The organism is Mesorhizobium sp. M0772 (genome assembly GCF_040320135.1).
In the GTDB taxonomy this organism is placed as follows: Bacteria; Pseudomonadota; Alphaproteobacteria; order Rhizobiales; family Rhizobiaceae; genus Mesorhizobium.
In genome coordinates, this window is record NZ_JAMYPB010000019.1 from 1 (window position 1) to 14,667 (window position 14,667).

The 14,667-nt window shown below is 62.9% G+C and carries 13 protein-coding genes; 11 read left to right on the forward strand and 2 right to left on the reverse strand.

Annotated features, from left to right (window positions below):
• The first annotated feature begins 260 nt into the window (after positions 1 to 260).
• The 11 genes from pyrH to lpxB all read left to right on the forward strand — a co-directional run bounded on the left by pyrH (position 261) and on the right by lpxB (position 11,572).
• The gene (gene pyrH / locus NKI06_RS14915) at positions 261 to 983 is read left to right on the forward strand and encodes a UMP kinase (protein ID WP_023671026.1); all 723 of its coding nucleotides are present in this window, start codon (positions 261 to 263) and stop codon (positions 981 to 983) included.
• Between the two features lie 100 nt (positions 984 to 1,083).
• Complete coding sequence (frr, locus tag NKI06_RS14920; RefSeq protein WP_023671027.1) at positions 1,084 to 1,638, forward strand: ribosome recycling factor; 555 nt, start codon at positions 1,084 to 1,086, stop codon at positions 1,636 to 1,638.
• 31 nt (positions 1,639 to 1,669) lie between these two features.
• Positions 1,670 to 2,392: an isoprenyl transferase gene (locus tag NKI06_RS14925; protein ID WP_031196581.1), complete on the forward strand. Its 723-nt coding sequence runs from the start codon at positions 1,670 to 1,672 to the stop codon at positions 2,390 to 2,392.
• A gap of 11 nt (positions 2,393 to 2,403) precedes the next feature.
• Positions 2,404 to 3,219 (forward strand): phosphatidate cytidylyltransferase, encoded by an 816-nt coding sequence (locus NKI06_RS14930; RefSeq protein ID WP_352985990.1) that lies wholly within the window; start codon positions 2,404 to 2,406, stop codon positions 3,217 to 3,219.
• Positions 3,220 to 3,322: 103 nt separating this feature from the next.
• Positions 3,323 to 4,465 carry an RIP metalloprotease RseP gene (rseP, locus tag NKI06_RS14935; RefSeq protein ID WP_023688578.1) on the forward strand — a complete coding sequence of 381 codons (1,143 nt, stop codon included), beginning with the start codon at positions 3,323 to 3,325 and terminating at the stop codon, positions 4,463 to 4,465.
• Between the two features lie 217 nt (positions 4,466 to 4,682).
• Entirely contained in the window at positions 4,683 to 7,079 is a 2,397-nt protein-coding gene (gene bamA, locus NKI06_RS14940) for an outer membrane protein assembly factor BamA (protein WP_352985992.1), read from the forward strand.
• Between the two features lie 77 nt (positions 7,080 to 7,156).
• On the forward strand, positions 7,157 to 8,215 hold the full coding sequence (gene lpxD, locus NKI06_RS14945; protein WP_023671032.1) for a UDP-3-O-(3-hydroxymyristoyl)glucosamine N-acyltransferase: 1,059 nt from the start codon (positions 7,157 to 7,159) through the stop codon (positions 8,213 to 8,215).
• A 1-nt stretch (position 8,216) separates the two neighbouring features.
• Positions 8,217 to 8,669 (forward strand): 3-hydroxyacyl-ACP dehydratase FabZ, encoded by a 453-nt coding sequence (gene fabZ, locus NKI06_RS14950; protein WP_023684696.1) that lies wholly within the window; start codon positions 8,217 to 8,219, stop codon positions 8,667 to 8,669.
• A gap of 15 nt (positions 8,670 to 8,684) precedes the next feature.
• Positions 8,685 to 9,515: an acyl-ACP--UDP-N-acetylglucosamine O-acyltransferase gene (gene lpxA / locus NKI06_RS14955; protein ID WP_352985994.1), complete on the forward strand. Its 831-nt coding sequence runs from the start codon at positions 8,685 to 8,687 to the stop codon at positions 9,513 to 9,515.
• Entirely contained in the window at positions 9,502 to 10,404 is a 903-nt protein-coding gene (locus NKI06_RS14960; protein ID WP_352985995.1) for an LpxI family protein, read from the forward strand. The genes lpxA and NKI06_RS14960 overlap by 14 nt, the downstream gene beginning before the upstream one ends.
• Positions 10,394 to 11,572, forward strand: coding sequence for a lipid-A-disaccharide synthase (gene lpxB / locus NKI06_RS14965; protein WP_352985997.1), 1,179 nt, complete (start codon positions 10,394 to 10,396; stop codon positions 11,570 to 11,572). The genes NKI06_RS14960 and lpxB overlap by 11 nt, the downstream gene beginning before the upstream one ends.
• Positions 11,573 to 11,680: 108 nt before the next feature.
• On the opposite strand, the gene gltA is transcribed toward lpxB, so the two are convergent.
• Entirely contained in the window at positions 11,681 to 13,012 is a 1,332-nt protein-coding gene (gene gltA / locus NKI06_RS14970; protein ID WP_023671037.1) for a citrate synthase, read from the reverse strand.
• A 181-nt stretch (positions 13,013 to 13,193) separates the two neighbouring features.
• Positions 13,194 to 14,618: a glutamate--tRNA ligase gene (gene gltX / locus NKI06_RS14975; RefSeq protein ID WP_352985999.1), complete on the reverse strand. Its 1,425-nt coding sequence runs from the start codon at positions 14,616 to 14,618 to the stop codon at positions 13,194 to 13,196.
• Positions 14,619 to 14,667: the final 49 nt, after the last annotated feature.

The following is a 14,667-nucleotide window of genomic DNA, read 5'->3' on the forward strand; positions in this document are numbered from 1 at the left end:
CCCCCCCCCCCCCCCCCCCCCCCGCCCCTCCCCCCCCCCCTCCGCCCGCCGCCCCCCCCCCCCCCCCCCCCCCCCACACCCCCCCCCGCCCCCACCCCCCCCCCCCCCGCGCGCGGGCGCGCCGCGGGGGTTGGGGGGGGGGGGGCCGCGGGTCCCCGCGCCCCCCCCTTCGTGTATCGGAACTCGGCATCGCGCCAGCGGCGGCGCCCGCGCGAGGGCGGCCTGCCCAGGCTGCCACACGCAACAATGACGAGGTCCAGATGACGGCAAAGCCCCTCTATCGACGTGTCCTGCTGAAAGCGTCGGGCGAAGCGTTGATGGGCGAGCAGCATTTCGGCATCGATGTCTCGGTGGTCGACCGAATCGCCGCCGACATCGCCGAAGCCCGCGCACTTGGCATCGAGGTCGGCGTCGTCATTGGCGGCGGCAATATCTTTCGCGGCGTGGCGGTGGCATCCAAGGGCGGCGACCGCGTCACCGGCGACCACATGGGCATGCTGGCCACCGTCATCAACTCGCTGGCGCTGCGCACCTCGCTGAACAAGATCGGCGTCGATGCCGTCGTGCTGTCGGCCATCGCCATGCCCGAACTTTGCGAGAGTTTTTCCCAGCGCCAGGCCACCGCCTATATGAACCAGGGCAAGGTCGTCATTTTCGCCGGCGGCACCGGCAATCCGTTCTTCACCACCGATTCGGCCGCGGCCTTGCGCGCCGCCGAGATCGGCGCCGACGCGTTGTTCAAGGGCACCCAGGTCGACGGCGTCTATTCGGCCGATCCCAAGAAGGATCCGAATGCGACCCGCTTCGAGCGCATCAGCCATGCCGAAGTCATCAACAAGGGCCTTTCGATCATGGATACCGCCGCAATTGCACTTGCGCGCGAAAACAACATCCCGATAATCGTCTATTCGATCCACGAAAAAGGTGGTTTCGGCGATATTCTGCGGGGCGGCGGCCGTTGCACGATCGTCGCCGACGAATAATCCGGAGTATACTCTCCTAAAAAGGGATCAGTTTTCGAAAGAGGGTCCGGATATAGGCCCTAAGCAGTGAACCCGGATCAAACGGGTCGAGGAGACTAAGATGAGTGGTGAGTTCGACGACCTCAAGCGGCGCATGGATGGCGCGATCGCCGCCTTCAAGCACGATCTGGCTTCGCTGCGCACCGGCCGTGCCTCCAGCAATCTGCTCGACGCCATCCAGGTCCAGGCCTACGGCACCACCATGCCCATCAACCAGGTGGCGAACGTGTCGGTGCCGGAGCCGCGCATGATCTCGGTTTCGGTATGGGACAAGTCGATGGTCGGCGCGGTCGACCGTGCCATCAGAGAATCCAATCTCGGCTTCAATCCGATCGTCGACGGCACCAATCTCAGAATTCCGCTGCCCGAGCTCAACGAGCAGCGCCGCAAGGAACTGGTCAAGATTTCGCATGGCTACGCCGAGAACGCCCGCGTTGCGGTGCGCCATGTCCGTCGCGACGGCATGGACTTCTTGAAGAAGGCGGAAAAGGACGGCGACATCAGCGAGGACGACCAGCGCAAGCGCTCCGACCAGGTCCAGAAGCTGACCGACGAAACGATCAGCACCATCGATCACCTGCTTTCCGATAAGGAAGCTGAAATCATGCAGGTCTAGGGTCGGCCCGCACCGGCCCGAAAGCGAGACAATGGCAACGCCCGCGCATGTCGCGATCATCATGGATGGAAACGGACGCTGGGCCAAGGCGCGCGGCATGCCGCGGCTTGCCGGCCATCGCGCCGGCGTCGAAGCGCTGCGCAAGACGGTGCGCGCCGCGCCCGGTCTCGGCATTTCCTTCTTGACCGTCTACGCCTTTTCGTCGGAAAACTGGTCGCGGCCCAAGGCCGAAGTCAGCGACCTGATGGGGCTTTTGAAACTGTTCATCCGCCGCGATCTGGCCGAACTGCACCAGAACGGCGTGCGCGTCAGGATCATCGGTGACAGGGCGGGGCTGCAGCCGGACATCAGGGGCCTGCTGGAAGAGGCCGAATCGCTGACTGCGCGCAATGAATCGCTGACCTTGGTCATCGCCTTCAACTATGGCGGGCGCGACGAGATCGTGCGCACGTCACGCAAGCTCGCAGCCGCAGTGGCGCGCGGCGAGATCGACGCAGAGGCGATCACGGCAGACACTTTTGCCGGCGCCCTCGACACCGCAGGCATTCCCGATCCGGAGCTGGTCATCCGCACCAGCGGCGAGCTTCGGCTGTCGAACTTCCTTCTGTGGCAGGCAGCCTACAGCGAACTGGTTTTTCTGCCTTGCTACTGGCCTGACTTCAGCCGCGAACACCTGGCCGACGCATTGCGCGATTTTGCTGGCCGCGAGCGCCGTTTTGGCGGGCTTGCCGCTCAAGATGTCGCTGCCTCGTGATCGGCGGCGGGATGAACAATCTTCAGCTTCGCATCGTCTCGGCGCTGGTGCTGGCCGCAATAGCGCTTGGCCTGACCTGGTTGGGAGGGCTGTGGTTCCGCCTGCTTTGCGCCGGGATATCGGCGGTCATCTTCTATGAATGGGCGCGCATGTCGCGCCCCTTGGCCGGTGCGACCCTCGGCTTCATTCCCGAAGCGCTGCTTCTGGTTTTCGTCGTCGCCCTGGTTGCAGGCGTGCCGGCATCGTGGCTTCTGTCTCTTGTCCTGGCCATGGTTGTGGTCGCTGCTATCGGCGCCCGTATGCGTGGAGCGGCGCAATGGGATGCAGCCGGTCTTGCCTACGCGGCTTTGTCCGGCTTATCGCTGGCGCTGCTGCGCGGCGGCGACCATCCCGGCCTGGTCGCAATCCTGTTTCTGTTCGCCGTGGTCTGGGCGACCGACATCTTTGCCTATTTCGTCGGCCGCTCCGTCGGTGGGCCCAAGCTCGCGCCATCGATATCCCCCGGCAAGACGCAGAGCGGCGCGCTTGGCGGCGCTGTCGGCGGCGTGGCCGCCGGCGTGCTTCTGGCTGCCGCCACCGGGGCCGGCAATCTTGGCGTCCTCGCCTTGGTTGCGCTGGTGCTGTCGATTGTTGCCCAGGCTGGTGATCTCTTCGAATCCTGGGTCAAGCGCCGCCACGGCCGCAAGGATTCAAGCGCGTTGATACCCGGTCATGGCGGTGTCATGGACAGGGTGGACGGGCTTGTCGCGGCGGCTTTTGCCCTATACGTGATCGGCTGGATTTCGGCGGGCGCCGATCATCCGGCGCACGGGCTGTTTCCGGCTTGAGTGATATTTCACGGCGAAGAAATGGCGCACGCCACGGATTCGCCTGGATTGATGTCACAGTCGCGGCGACACCTTTCGCCGCGGGTGAATTTGAGGGCATGACTTGAACGAAATTCTTCACGCGTTTTTCAGCACGGAAGGCTTTGTCCTCGGCACGCTGGTGCCGTTTCTGTTCGTGCTGACCGTGGTCGTCTTCATTCACGAAATGGGCCATTACCTGGTCGGCCGCTGGTGCGGCATTGGCGTGAAGGCCTTTTCGATCGGCTTCGGCCCCGAACTTCTCGGCTTCAACGACAGCCACGGCACGCGCTGGAAGCTCTGCGCCATACCGCTCGGCGGTTATGTCAAATTCGTCGGCGACATGAGCGCCACGTCGAGCCAGCCGAGTTCGGAAGATCTGGAAACGCTGACTGACGCTGAACGCAAGGTCGCCTTCCACACGCAACCCATCTGGAAACGCGCCGCCACGGTGGTGGCCGGACCGCTGTTCAACTTCCTTTTGACCATTGCCGTCTTTGCCGTGCTGTTTTCCCTCTACGGCCGCCCTGTGTTTGAGCCGATGGTGGCGGCGGTCACCGCCGGCAGTCCAGCCGAAAGGGCCGGCATTTTGCCAGGCGACCGATTCGTCGCCGTCGACGGCAGCAAGGTTGAGACCTTTGCCGACGTCCAACGCCTGGTCTCAGGCCGCGGCGGCGACGCCATCACCTTCACCATGTTGCGCGACGGCAAGGAGGTCACCGTCGTCGCGACGCCGGAGCCGATGGAGCAGCTGGACGCACTGGGCAACAAGGTCAAGGTGGCCGTCATCGGCGTCGTCAACAACAAGGATGTCGGCCAGCCCAGGCTGATCACCTACAGCCCTGTCGGAGCAGTCGGCGCCGCGGTCGAGGAGACGGGGCACGTCATTCAGCGCACCGGCCAGTTCCTGCAGCGATTCGTTGTCGGCCGCGAAGACAAATGCCAGCTGGGCGGCCCCATCAAGATCGCCAAGATGTCGGGGCAGGCGGCAAAGCTTGGCTTCCTGTGGCTGGTGCAACTCGTCGCCGGACTGTCGGTCGGGATCGGAATTCTGAACCTTTTGCCGATTCCCCCCCTCGACGGCGGCCACCTCCTGTTCTACGCACTCGAAGCCGTTTTCCGGCGTCCGGTATCGGAGCGGATGATGGAAATGGGATACCGGGCCGGCCTCTTTCTGGTGCTGGGATTTATGGGCTTCGTCTTCTGGAACGATCTGTTTGGGTGCTGAAATCATGAAGAAATTTGGCTTCAGCACCGGCAATGTTGAGACGCCGTTTACCATGCACGGGGGTATGCGTGACGCGAAAGCCACGCATCAGGGTTAAGTAATTACAAATTAACCTGAAGCCTTGCGTGTAGGGAAAATCCGGTTAATACGGTAGGAGAAATTACCGCACGTCCGGTTTTCTCGCCGTGGGGACTTCGAGAAAAGGTACAAAAGCCCGATGAAGGCAGCATCCAAATTTTTGAGCGCCGCGTCCGCGGTGGCTATGTCCGCCGCTCTGGTTGTACCAGGTGCGCTCGCCGTGCAGTTCGTTGCCACATCTGCGGCGCAAGCAGCCGTTGTCTCGAGAGTCGAGGTCAACGGCAACCAGCGCGTAGACGCCGACACCATCCGCAACTACATCACGATCAAGCCGGGCAAGGCGTTTTCCAGCGCCGATATCGACGATGCGGTCAAGGCACTGTTTGGTACCGGGCTGTTCTCGGACGTTCAGATCAATCAGGTCGGTTCGACGCTGGTGGTCAAGGTTGCCGAATATCAGGTCGTGAACCAGGTTCTGTTCCAGGGCAACAAGAAGCTCAAGGACAATGCGCTGGCAATCGCCGTGCAGTTGAAGCCGCGCGGAACGTTCTCGCAGGCAACGCTGGACTCCGATGTCGAGGCGGTGAAAGCTGCCTACAAGCGAATTGGCCGCGACGATGCCGCCGTGACGACGCAGATCATGGACCTCGGCGACAACCGCGTGAACGTGGTCTTCAACATCAACGAAGGCGGCCGCACCAAGATCGCCGCAGTCAATTTCGTCGGCAACAGCGCCTATTCGAGTCGCCGCCTGTCCGACGTCATCGCCACCAAGCGCTCAAGCTTCCTGTCCTTCGTGCTGCGTGACGACGTCTATGACGAGGACAAGCTTCGCGCCGACCAGGAATCGCTTCGCCGCTTCTATTACAATCACGGCTATGCCGACTTCCAGGTGGTCTCAGCCGTCGGCGAGCTCGATGACACGACCAACCAGTACACCGTTACCATCACCGTCCAGGAAGGCGACCGCTATACGTTCGGCGACGTCAGCGTCGAGAGCACCATTCCCGAAGTCGATTCGAAGGCGCTGGAATCGGTGGTTCAGACCCACAAGGGCGACGTCTACAACGCCAAGGATGTCGAGGACACCATCATCGCGCTGACCGAAAAGGTCGCGGGTTCGGGCTATGCCTTCGCCCAGGTGACGCCGCGCGGCGATCGCAACTTCGAGAACCACACCATTTCGGTCGTCTATACGATCGACCAGGGCACCAAGGCCTATATCGAGCGCATCGAAATCCGCGGCAACGACCGCACGCGCGACTATGTCATTCGTCGTGAGTTCGATGTCAGTGAAGGCGACGCCTTCAACCAGGTACTCATCCAGCGCGCGAAGAAGCGGCTGGAAAAGCTGGATTACTTTGAGAAAGTCGACGTTTCGACTGTCCCGGGTTCTGAGCCAGACCAGGTCGTGCTCGTGGTCGACGTGGTCGAGAAATCGACCGGCGAGTTCTCGGTCGGCGCAGGATATTCGACCGGTGGTGACACTGCCGGTCCGTCCGTCGAAGGTTCGGTCGCGGAGCGCAACTTCCTCGGTCGCGGCCAGTACATCAAGGTTTCGGCGGGTGGCGGCAAGAATTCGCGCGACTACAGCCTGTCTTTCACCGAACCCTATTTCCTCGGGCGCCGTATCGCCGCCGGCTTCGACATCTTCCAGCAGACCCGGAATTACAGCAAATATGACAGCGAGACGCTGGGCGCGACAGTTCGGTTCGGTCTGCCGATCACCGACAACATCTCGACCCAGCTGGCGTACAATATCGCCCAGGAGAAATACAAGCTCGACGACGGTTGCGATGACAATCCTACCGACCCGGGCGATCCGAACAACCTGCCTGGCGACGGGACCCCGGACGCCGACTGCAAGATATCTCCGGCGATCGTCGAGGGAATTAATGAAAGCCCGTGGATCAAGTCGTCGGTCAGCCTTGGGCTGGTCTACAACACCATCGACGACATGAAGAGCCCGCATGAAGGCATCTACGCCACCACGACTGTGGAAGTGGCCGGCCTTGGTGGCGATGCCAAATTCGTCAAGGTTACCGGTCGTGGGACTGTCTACCAGACCCTGTCGGAACAGTTGGATCTGGTCGGCCTGATCTCCGGCGGTGCTGGCCATATTGCGGGCTATGGCGATAATGGCCTGCGTATCTTCGATCAGTTCCAGAGCAGCGACCGCATGATCCGCGGCTTCGAGTATGGCGGCATTGGCCCTGCGGATCCTTTAACGGGTGACCACCTCGGCGGCACCACCTATTTCAATGCTTCGGCGGAAGCTCAGTTCCCGATACCAGTCATTCCGGAAAGCTTTGGTGTGCGTGGGGCCGTGTTTGCTGATGCCGCAACGCTGTATGGCAGCAAGATTGACTCCGTCGCTCAAGTTTCAACTGATCTAGAGTTGCGCGCGTCGGTTGGTGTCGGCTTGCTGTGGTCATCGCCCTTCGGCCCGATCCGCATCGACTACGCGATGCCCGTCAAGAAGGAAAAGACCGACGACGTGCAGGAATTCAACTTCGGCATGTCGAGCCGCTTCTGATCTTGCGGTAACGATGCTTCCGGGCCGTTGGGGTCCGGAAGAGAATTGATCCGACCTAGCTGGATATTGCTTCTGGAATGACCGATCCGGTGTTCTTCGCGCCATCACGCCGGTATACGGCCGGCGAAGTCGCGAATCTGACCGGCGCATCGCTTGTCGATTCCGATCTTGCCCACATATCGATCGATGCGTTGGCGCCAGCCAACGAAGGCGGCGAGGGTGCGCTCGTCTTCGTCGACGGCAAGCGCAATTTCGCGCTGATGCAGTCGCTGAAAGCGGCGGCCGTGTTTTGTCCCGCCGAGTTCGCCGGCAAGGCGCCGGCCGGCATTGCGGTTCTGGTGCATCCGCGCCCGCAGCAGGCCTTCGCCATGATCGGCCGGCTGCTGTTCCCGACAGCGGCTACGCCGGGACCGATGACCAGCGAAACCGGGGTCTCGCCGCAAGCTCATGTCGATACCACGGCGCATATCGAGGCAGGCGCGATCATCGAGGCCGGAGCCGTCGTCGGCCCGCGTGCTTCCATCGGCAGCGGAACGGTCATTGCCCCCCACGCCGTTATCGGTCCGTCATGCCAGATCGGCCGCGACGGCTATATCGGACCAGGTGTCAGCGTCCAGTACGCGCTGATCGGCAACCGCGTCATCATTCATGGCGGCGCCAGGATCGGCCAGGACGGCTTCGGCTTTGTCGGCGGCGCCAAAGGCCCTGAGCGTGTGCCGCAGGTCGGCCGCGTCATCATTCAGGACGATGTCGAAATCGGCTCGAACACGACCGTCGATCGCGGCGCCATGTCGGATACGGTCATCGGTCAGGGGACCAAGATCGACAATCTGGTGCAGATCGCCCATAACGTTCGCATCGGCCGCAATTGCATTATTGCCGGGCTCTCTGGTATTTCCGGCTCCGTCACCGTCGGCGACGGTGTCACCATGGGCGGCGGCGTTGGCCTTGCCGATCATTTGACCATCGGATCAGGGGCCAAGCTTGCTGCAAGAAGCGGGTTCATGAGCAACGTGCCGGCGGGCGAGATCTGGGGAGGCTATCCGGCGCAGCCGATGGCGGAAGCCATGCGCGAGATCGCCATGCTGAGGAAGCTCGCCAGGACGCGCAAGCAGGGCGAAGGGGGAAGTAGCTGAGATGGTGCCGGCGACGCTCGAAGCGGTCGATATATTGGGGTTGATGAAGCTTTTGCCGCATCGCTATCCCTTCCTGATGATCGACCGCATCATCGAAATCGACGGCAATGATTCTGCCATCGGCATCAAGAACGTGACCATCAATGAGCCGCATTTTCAGGGCCATTTCCCGGACCAGCCGGTGATGCCGGGCGTGCTCATCGTCGAGGCCATGGCGCAGACCGCCGGCGCGATCTGCATCCGTAACCTCAACACGGAAAAGCCGTCGCTGGTCTATTTCCTGACCATCGACAACGCGAAATTCCGCAAACCGGTCGTCCCAGGCGACCAGTTGAAGATCCACGTCAAGAAAATCAAGATGCGCGGCAACCTGCTCAAATTCGCCTGCGAGGCCATGGTGGAGGGCACAAAGGCCGCCGAAGCCGAGATCTCGGCAATGATGGTTACCGGCTGACGGTTCGAAATGCTCATGAAAATACAGACTTCAATCCACCCCTCGGCCGTCATCGAGGCCGGCGCGCAGATCGGCGAAGGCGCCTTCATAGGACCTTTCTGCTATGTCGGCGCTGACGCCGTGATCGGTGACCGCGTCGAACTGGTCAGCCATGTCTCGGTGCTGGGCGCGACAACCATTGGCGCCGCGACCAAGGTCTATCCAATGGCGACACTGGGCGGACCGCCGCAGAACACCAAGCACAAGGGCGGCCGCACCACTTTGGTCATCGGCCAGAACTGCACGATCCGCGAAGGCGTGACCATGCATCTCGGCACCGATTCCAGCCGCGGCGAGACGACCGTCGGCGACAACGGCAATTTCCTTGCCTATGCCCACATCGCTCACGATTGCGTCGTGGGCAAAAACGCCACCTTCGCCAATGGCGCGACCCTGGGCGGCCATTGCGAGGTCGGTGACAGCGTTTATATCGGCGGCCTCAGCGCCGTTCATCAGTTCGTGCGTGTTGGTGACAACGCCTTTCTCGGCGGCTGCTCGGCTTTTGTCGGCGATGTCATTCCCTACGCCATTGCGGTGGGCAATCGCGCCAGCCTGCGTGGACTCAACATCATCGGCCTGAAGCGCGCCGGGTTGCCGCGCGCCGAAATCTACCTGCTGCGCAAGGCTTACAAGACCATCTTCGACCGCTCCCGCACTGTCGGCGAGAACATCGAATTCGCCAAGGCCGAGTTTGCGTCGTCGCCGACGGCCATGAAAATCATCGATTTCATCACCAGTCGCGGCAAGCGGCATTTTGCCGTCCCGTCGCTTAAGGGTGGCGGCGACGATGCCGATGACGAAGGCTGAGGCCACTTCAACGGGCCTCGATCTTGCGCCGGACGCCAGGGTCGGCATCATTGCCGGCGGCGGTAGCTTGCCGGTCGAAGTTGCCGCCGGCCTGGCGGAGGCCGGACATCCGCCCGTCATCATCCTGGTCGAAGGTCAGGCCGACCGTCAGTCCGACCTCACAATCTATGAGCATGAAAGCCTTGCGCTGGAAGACATCGGCTCGCTGGTTGCGTTGCTGAGGCGCCGGCGGATCACCCATCTTGTGCTTGCCGGCGAGATCAGGCGCAGGCCGCGGTTGGTCGACATGCGTCCGAACCTTGGGCTACTGGCACTTATACCCTCGCTCGCCATGGCGCTTGCCCGCGGCGATGACGGGCTGTTGAAGATATTGACCCGCGGCCTGGAGGCACGGGGCGTCAAGGTTGTCGGTGCGCATGAAGTCGTGCCCCGGCTCGTCGCGGCCGAAGGGCCGCTGACCAAAGCAGTGCCGCGAAAGTCCGACTGGCGCGATATCGAGGCGGCACACGCGGCGGCAAAGGCCATCGGCGCGCTCGACATTGGTCAGGCGGCAATTGCCATCGGTGGCCGCACTGTTGCCCTGGAAGGCGTCGAGGGCACCCACGGACTGCTCGAGCGGACGCAGCAGTTGCGCGGCCATGGCAGGCTGGCCGGCAAGACGCGCGGTGTCCTGGTCAAATGCGCCAAGCCTGGCCAGGAATTGCGTGCCGATCTGCCATCTATTGGCCCCCAGACCGTCGAGGCGGCGCATGCCGCGGGGCTCGCCGGCATTGCCGTCGAAGCCGGCCGTTCGCTCATCCTCGAAGGCCCCGCCGTTCTCGCGCGCGCCAATGCGCTCGGCCTGTTCGTGTTCGGCCTGCCGGCTGCGGAGTCTGTCCATGGCAACTGAGAAGCCGCTGAAGATTGCCATCGTCGCCGGCGAAGAATCCGGCGACCTGCTGGGCGCCGACATCGTGCAGGCGCTGAAGCGCATGACCGGGCGCGAGGTGCAACTCGTCGGCACTGGCGGGCGGCATCTGCAGGCGCTCGGACTGGCGCCGCTGTTCGACGGCGCCGAGATCGCGCTGATGGGGCTCAGCGCCATCCTGCGTGACCTGCCGCGCCTGATGCGGCGGATCAGCCAGACGGCAAGTGCTGTCGCCGCCGAAAAACCCGACTGTCTGATCACCATCGACAGCCCCGATTTCTCGCTGCGCGTCGCCAAAAAGGTCCGCGCCGCCGATCCGTCGATCCCGATCGTCCATTATGTCTGCCCGAGCGTCTGGGCGTGGCGGCCGGGTAGGGCGGCCGCGATGAAGCCCTATGTCGACCACATACTGTGCATCCTGCCTTTCGAGGTAAAGGAGCTCAGCCGTCTCGGCGGCCCGCCCGGCACTTACGTCGGACATCGCCTCACGCATGATCCAGGCGTGCTGGGCGCGGCCAGGGCGCAAGCCCAGCCACGCGATCTCTCGGCCGATCACGTCAAGACGCTGCTCGTCCTGCCAGGGTCGCGGCGCGGCGAGGTGAGCCGGCTCATCGGTCCGTTCGGCGAGACGGTGTCGGCGCTGCGCGCGCGCGGCCACCGGCTGCGGCTGTTGCTGCCGACGGTGCCGCATGTCGCCGAACTGGTCAAAACGTCGGTGGCGCGCTGGGATCAGGAGCCGGAAGTCATCCTCGATCCCGAGCGCAAGTGGCAGGCCTTCGGCAAGGCCGATGCGGCGCTGATCGCGTCAGGAACGGTGTCGCTGGAACTGGCGTTGTCGGGTGTACCGATGATCTCTTGCTACAAGTTCGATCCGATCATGCTGATGGCGCAGAGCCTGATCACGGTGTGGAGCGCTGCTTTGCCCAACCTTATTGCCGACCGGCCGGTCGTGCCGGAAAGCTACAACCAGTATGTGCGGCCGCACTATCTGGCGCGGCAGCTCGAGGCACTGTTTTCAGACACCGCCTACCGCGCCTGGCAAAAGGACGGCTTTGGCGAGGTTGCCAGACGCATGGCCACCGACAGGCCCTCCGGCCACATCGCCGCCGATGTCGTTCTTCGCCACATCGGGAGAGCGAATAGGCCTTAGTGAATAGTGAATAGTGAATAGTGAATAGGATTAACGCGCTCTCGCCTATAATCAAGCTGCTACTTACTACCTGCTATTCACTACTTACCATTCACCATTCACTCTCTTTCACCTTTTCGCAATCGGCACGTAGTCGCGTTCCGGCGCGCCGGTGTAGAGCTGGCGCGGACGGCCGATCTTCTGGTGCGGGTCCTCGATCATTTCCTTCCACTGCGCGATCCAGCCGACGGTGCGCGCGACCGCGAACAGCACGGTGAACATGGTGGTGGGGAAGCCCAGCGCCTTCAGCGTGATGCCGGAATAGAAATCGACGTTCGGATAGAGCTTCTTTTCGATGAAGTAGGAATCGGTCAGCGCGATCTTTTCCAGCTCCATGGCGATGTCGAGCAGCGGATCGTCCTTGATGCCGAGTTCGCCCAGCACTTCATGCGCCGTCTTCTGCATGATTTTCGCACGAGGATCGTAGTTCTTGTAGACGCGATGGCCAAAGCCCATCAGCCGGAACGGATCGTTCTTGTCCTTGGCGCGGGCGATGAATTCCGGGATGTGGTCGACATGGCCGATCTCGCCCAGCATGTTGAGCGCCGCCTCATTGGCGCCGCCATGCGCCGGGCCCCACAGGCAGGCGATGCCGGCGGCGATGCAGGCGAACGGATTGGCGCCCGACGAGCCTGCAAGCCGCACGGTCGAGGTCGAGGCGTTCTGTTCGTGGTCGGCATGCAGGATGAAGATGCGCTCCATGGCGCGCGCCAGCACCGGATTGATCTTGTATTCCTCGCACGGCACCGCAAAGCACATATGCAGGAAGTTGGCGGCGAAGTTCAGCTCGTTCTTCGGGTAAATGAAGGGCTGGCCGATATGGTATTTGTAGGCCATGGCCGCAATCGTCGGCATCTTGGCGATCAGCCGCATCGAGGCGACCATGCGCTGATACGGATCCGAAATATCGGTGGAGTCGTGATAGAAGGCCGACAGCGCGCCGACCACGCCGCACATCACAGCCATCGGATGCGCGTCGCGGCGGAAGCCGGTGAAGAAGCGCGACATCTGCTCGTGCACCATGGTGTGGCGCGTCACCCGGTAGTCGAAATCGTCCTTCTGTGCCTTGGTCGGCAGTTCGCCGTAGAGCAGGAGGTAGCAGACTTCGAGGAAGTCGCCATGCTCGGCCAGCTGGTCGATGGGATAGCCGCGGTGAAGCAGGATGCCGGCATCGCCGTCGATGAAGGTTATCGCCGACTCGCAGCTCGCCGTCGAAGTGAAGCCAGGATCGTAGGTGAAGGCGCCGGTGGTGTTGTAAAGCGCACCGATGTCGATGACGTCGGGCCCGACCGACCCGCTTCGCACCTTGAATTCATGCGTCTTGCCGGCCAGTTCGAGCGTGGCAGTCGACGGGTGCGTCGTCTTGCTGCCGGTTTCCAGTCTTGTCGCAGCTTCGCTCATTCTCAAACTCCTTCATGTTCCTCATGCCGGCAAGGCAAGTCCTGCAAACGACACGTCGAAATCACCGGAATGCGCGAACTCGCCACCGCATTTTGGGAGGTGCGTGCCTGATTGGGCCAAGGCCTAATGTTGCACTGCGAAACCCGCCTTTCAATGCCAATCTTTTTGGGCCAGCTCGCTCCTAATCGATTTGATCCGCAATCCGCGCCAGGCTTTCCTCGCGGCCAAGCACGGCAAGCACGTCGAACACGCCGGGCGAGGTGCTACGGCCGGTAAGGGCCGCCCGGAGCGGTTGGGCCACGGCGCCGAGCTTGTGGCCGCCGGCCGCTGCGAACTCGCGCACCGCGGCCTCAGCCGCGGCAGCCGACCAATCGCCCGAAACAGTCTGCAAAGCGGCATGTGCGCCGCGCAGGATCGCGCGCGCGTCGGCACTGAGCAGTGCTGCCGCCTTCTCGTCGATCGGCAGCGGCCGCTCGACGAACAGAAAGGCCGCGCCATCGGCCAGTTCCACCAGCGTCTTGGCGCGCTCTTTCAGGCCCGGCAAGGCAGCCAGCAGCTGCGCCTTCCTGGCGTCGTCGAGACGGGCGGCGATAGCCGGTCCGCTTTCCAGGTATGGCAGAGTGGCGACGAAAATGTCGAACAGCTCGGCATCGGCCATCTTGCGCATATGCGCGCCGTTGATCGACTCGAGCTTGGCGAAGTCGAAGCGCGCCGCACCCTTGTTGACATCGCCGATGTCGAACCACGAAATCATGTCCTTGATCGACATGATCTCGTCGTCGCCATGGCTCCAGCCGAGCCTTGCCAGATAGTTGAGCAGTGCCTCGGGCAGATAGCCCATGGCGCGATAAGCCGCGACACCGAGTGCGCCGTGCCGCTTCGACAGCTTGGCGCCGTCGGCGCCGTGGATCAGCGGGATATGCGACATCGACGGGACGTCCCAGCGCATGGCGTTGTAGATCACCGTCTGGCGCGCGGCGTTGGTCAGATGGTCGTCGCCACGGATGATGTGGGTGACGCCCATGTCATGGTCGTCGACGACGACGGCATGCATGTAGGTCGGATTGCCGTCCGAGCGCAGAATGATGAAATCGTCGAGGTCCTTGTTGGGGAAGCGCACCTCGCCCTGCACACGGTCGTGCACCACGGTTTCGCCCTCGGTCGGCGCCTTGATGCGGATGGCGCCCTTGACGCCGGGAGGCGCCTCCGAGGGGGCACGATCGCGCCACTGGCCGTTGTAGCGCGGCGGCAGACCCTTGGCGCGTGCGGCCTCGCGCATCGCCTCGAGCTCGGCAGGCGTCTCGTAGCTGTAATAGGCCTTGCCCAGGCGCACCAGCTCCTCGGCCACCTCACGGTGGCGCGGCGCGCGCTCGAACTGCGATATGGCCTCACCGTCCCAGGAAAGGCCGAGCCAGGTCAGCCCATCCAGAATGGCCTGTGTCGCCGCCTCGTTGAAGCGTTCGCGGTCGGTGTCCTCGATGCGCAGCACCATCGTGCCGCCGGTGTGCTTGGCGTACAGCCAGTTGAACAGCGCCGTGCGCGCGCCGCCGATATGCAGATAGCCGGTGGGCGAGGGGGCAAAACGGGTGACGACCGTGTCGGACATGGAACTCTCGGAACCTTGGAAAGCGGAGCGTGATCGCGCGGACTTTCGC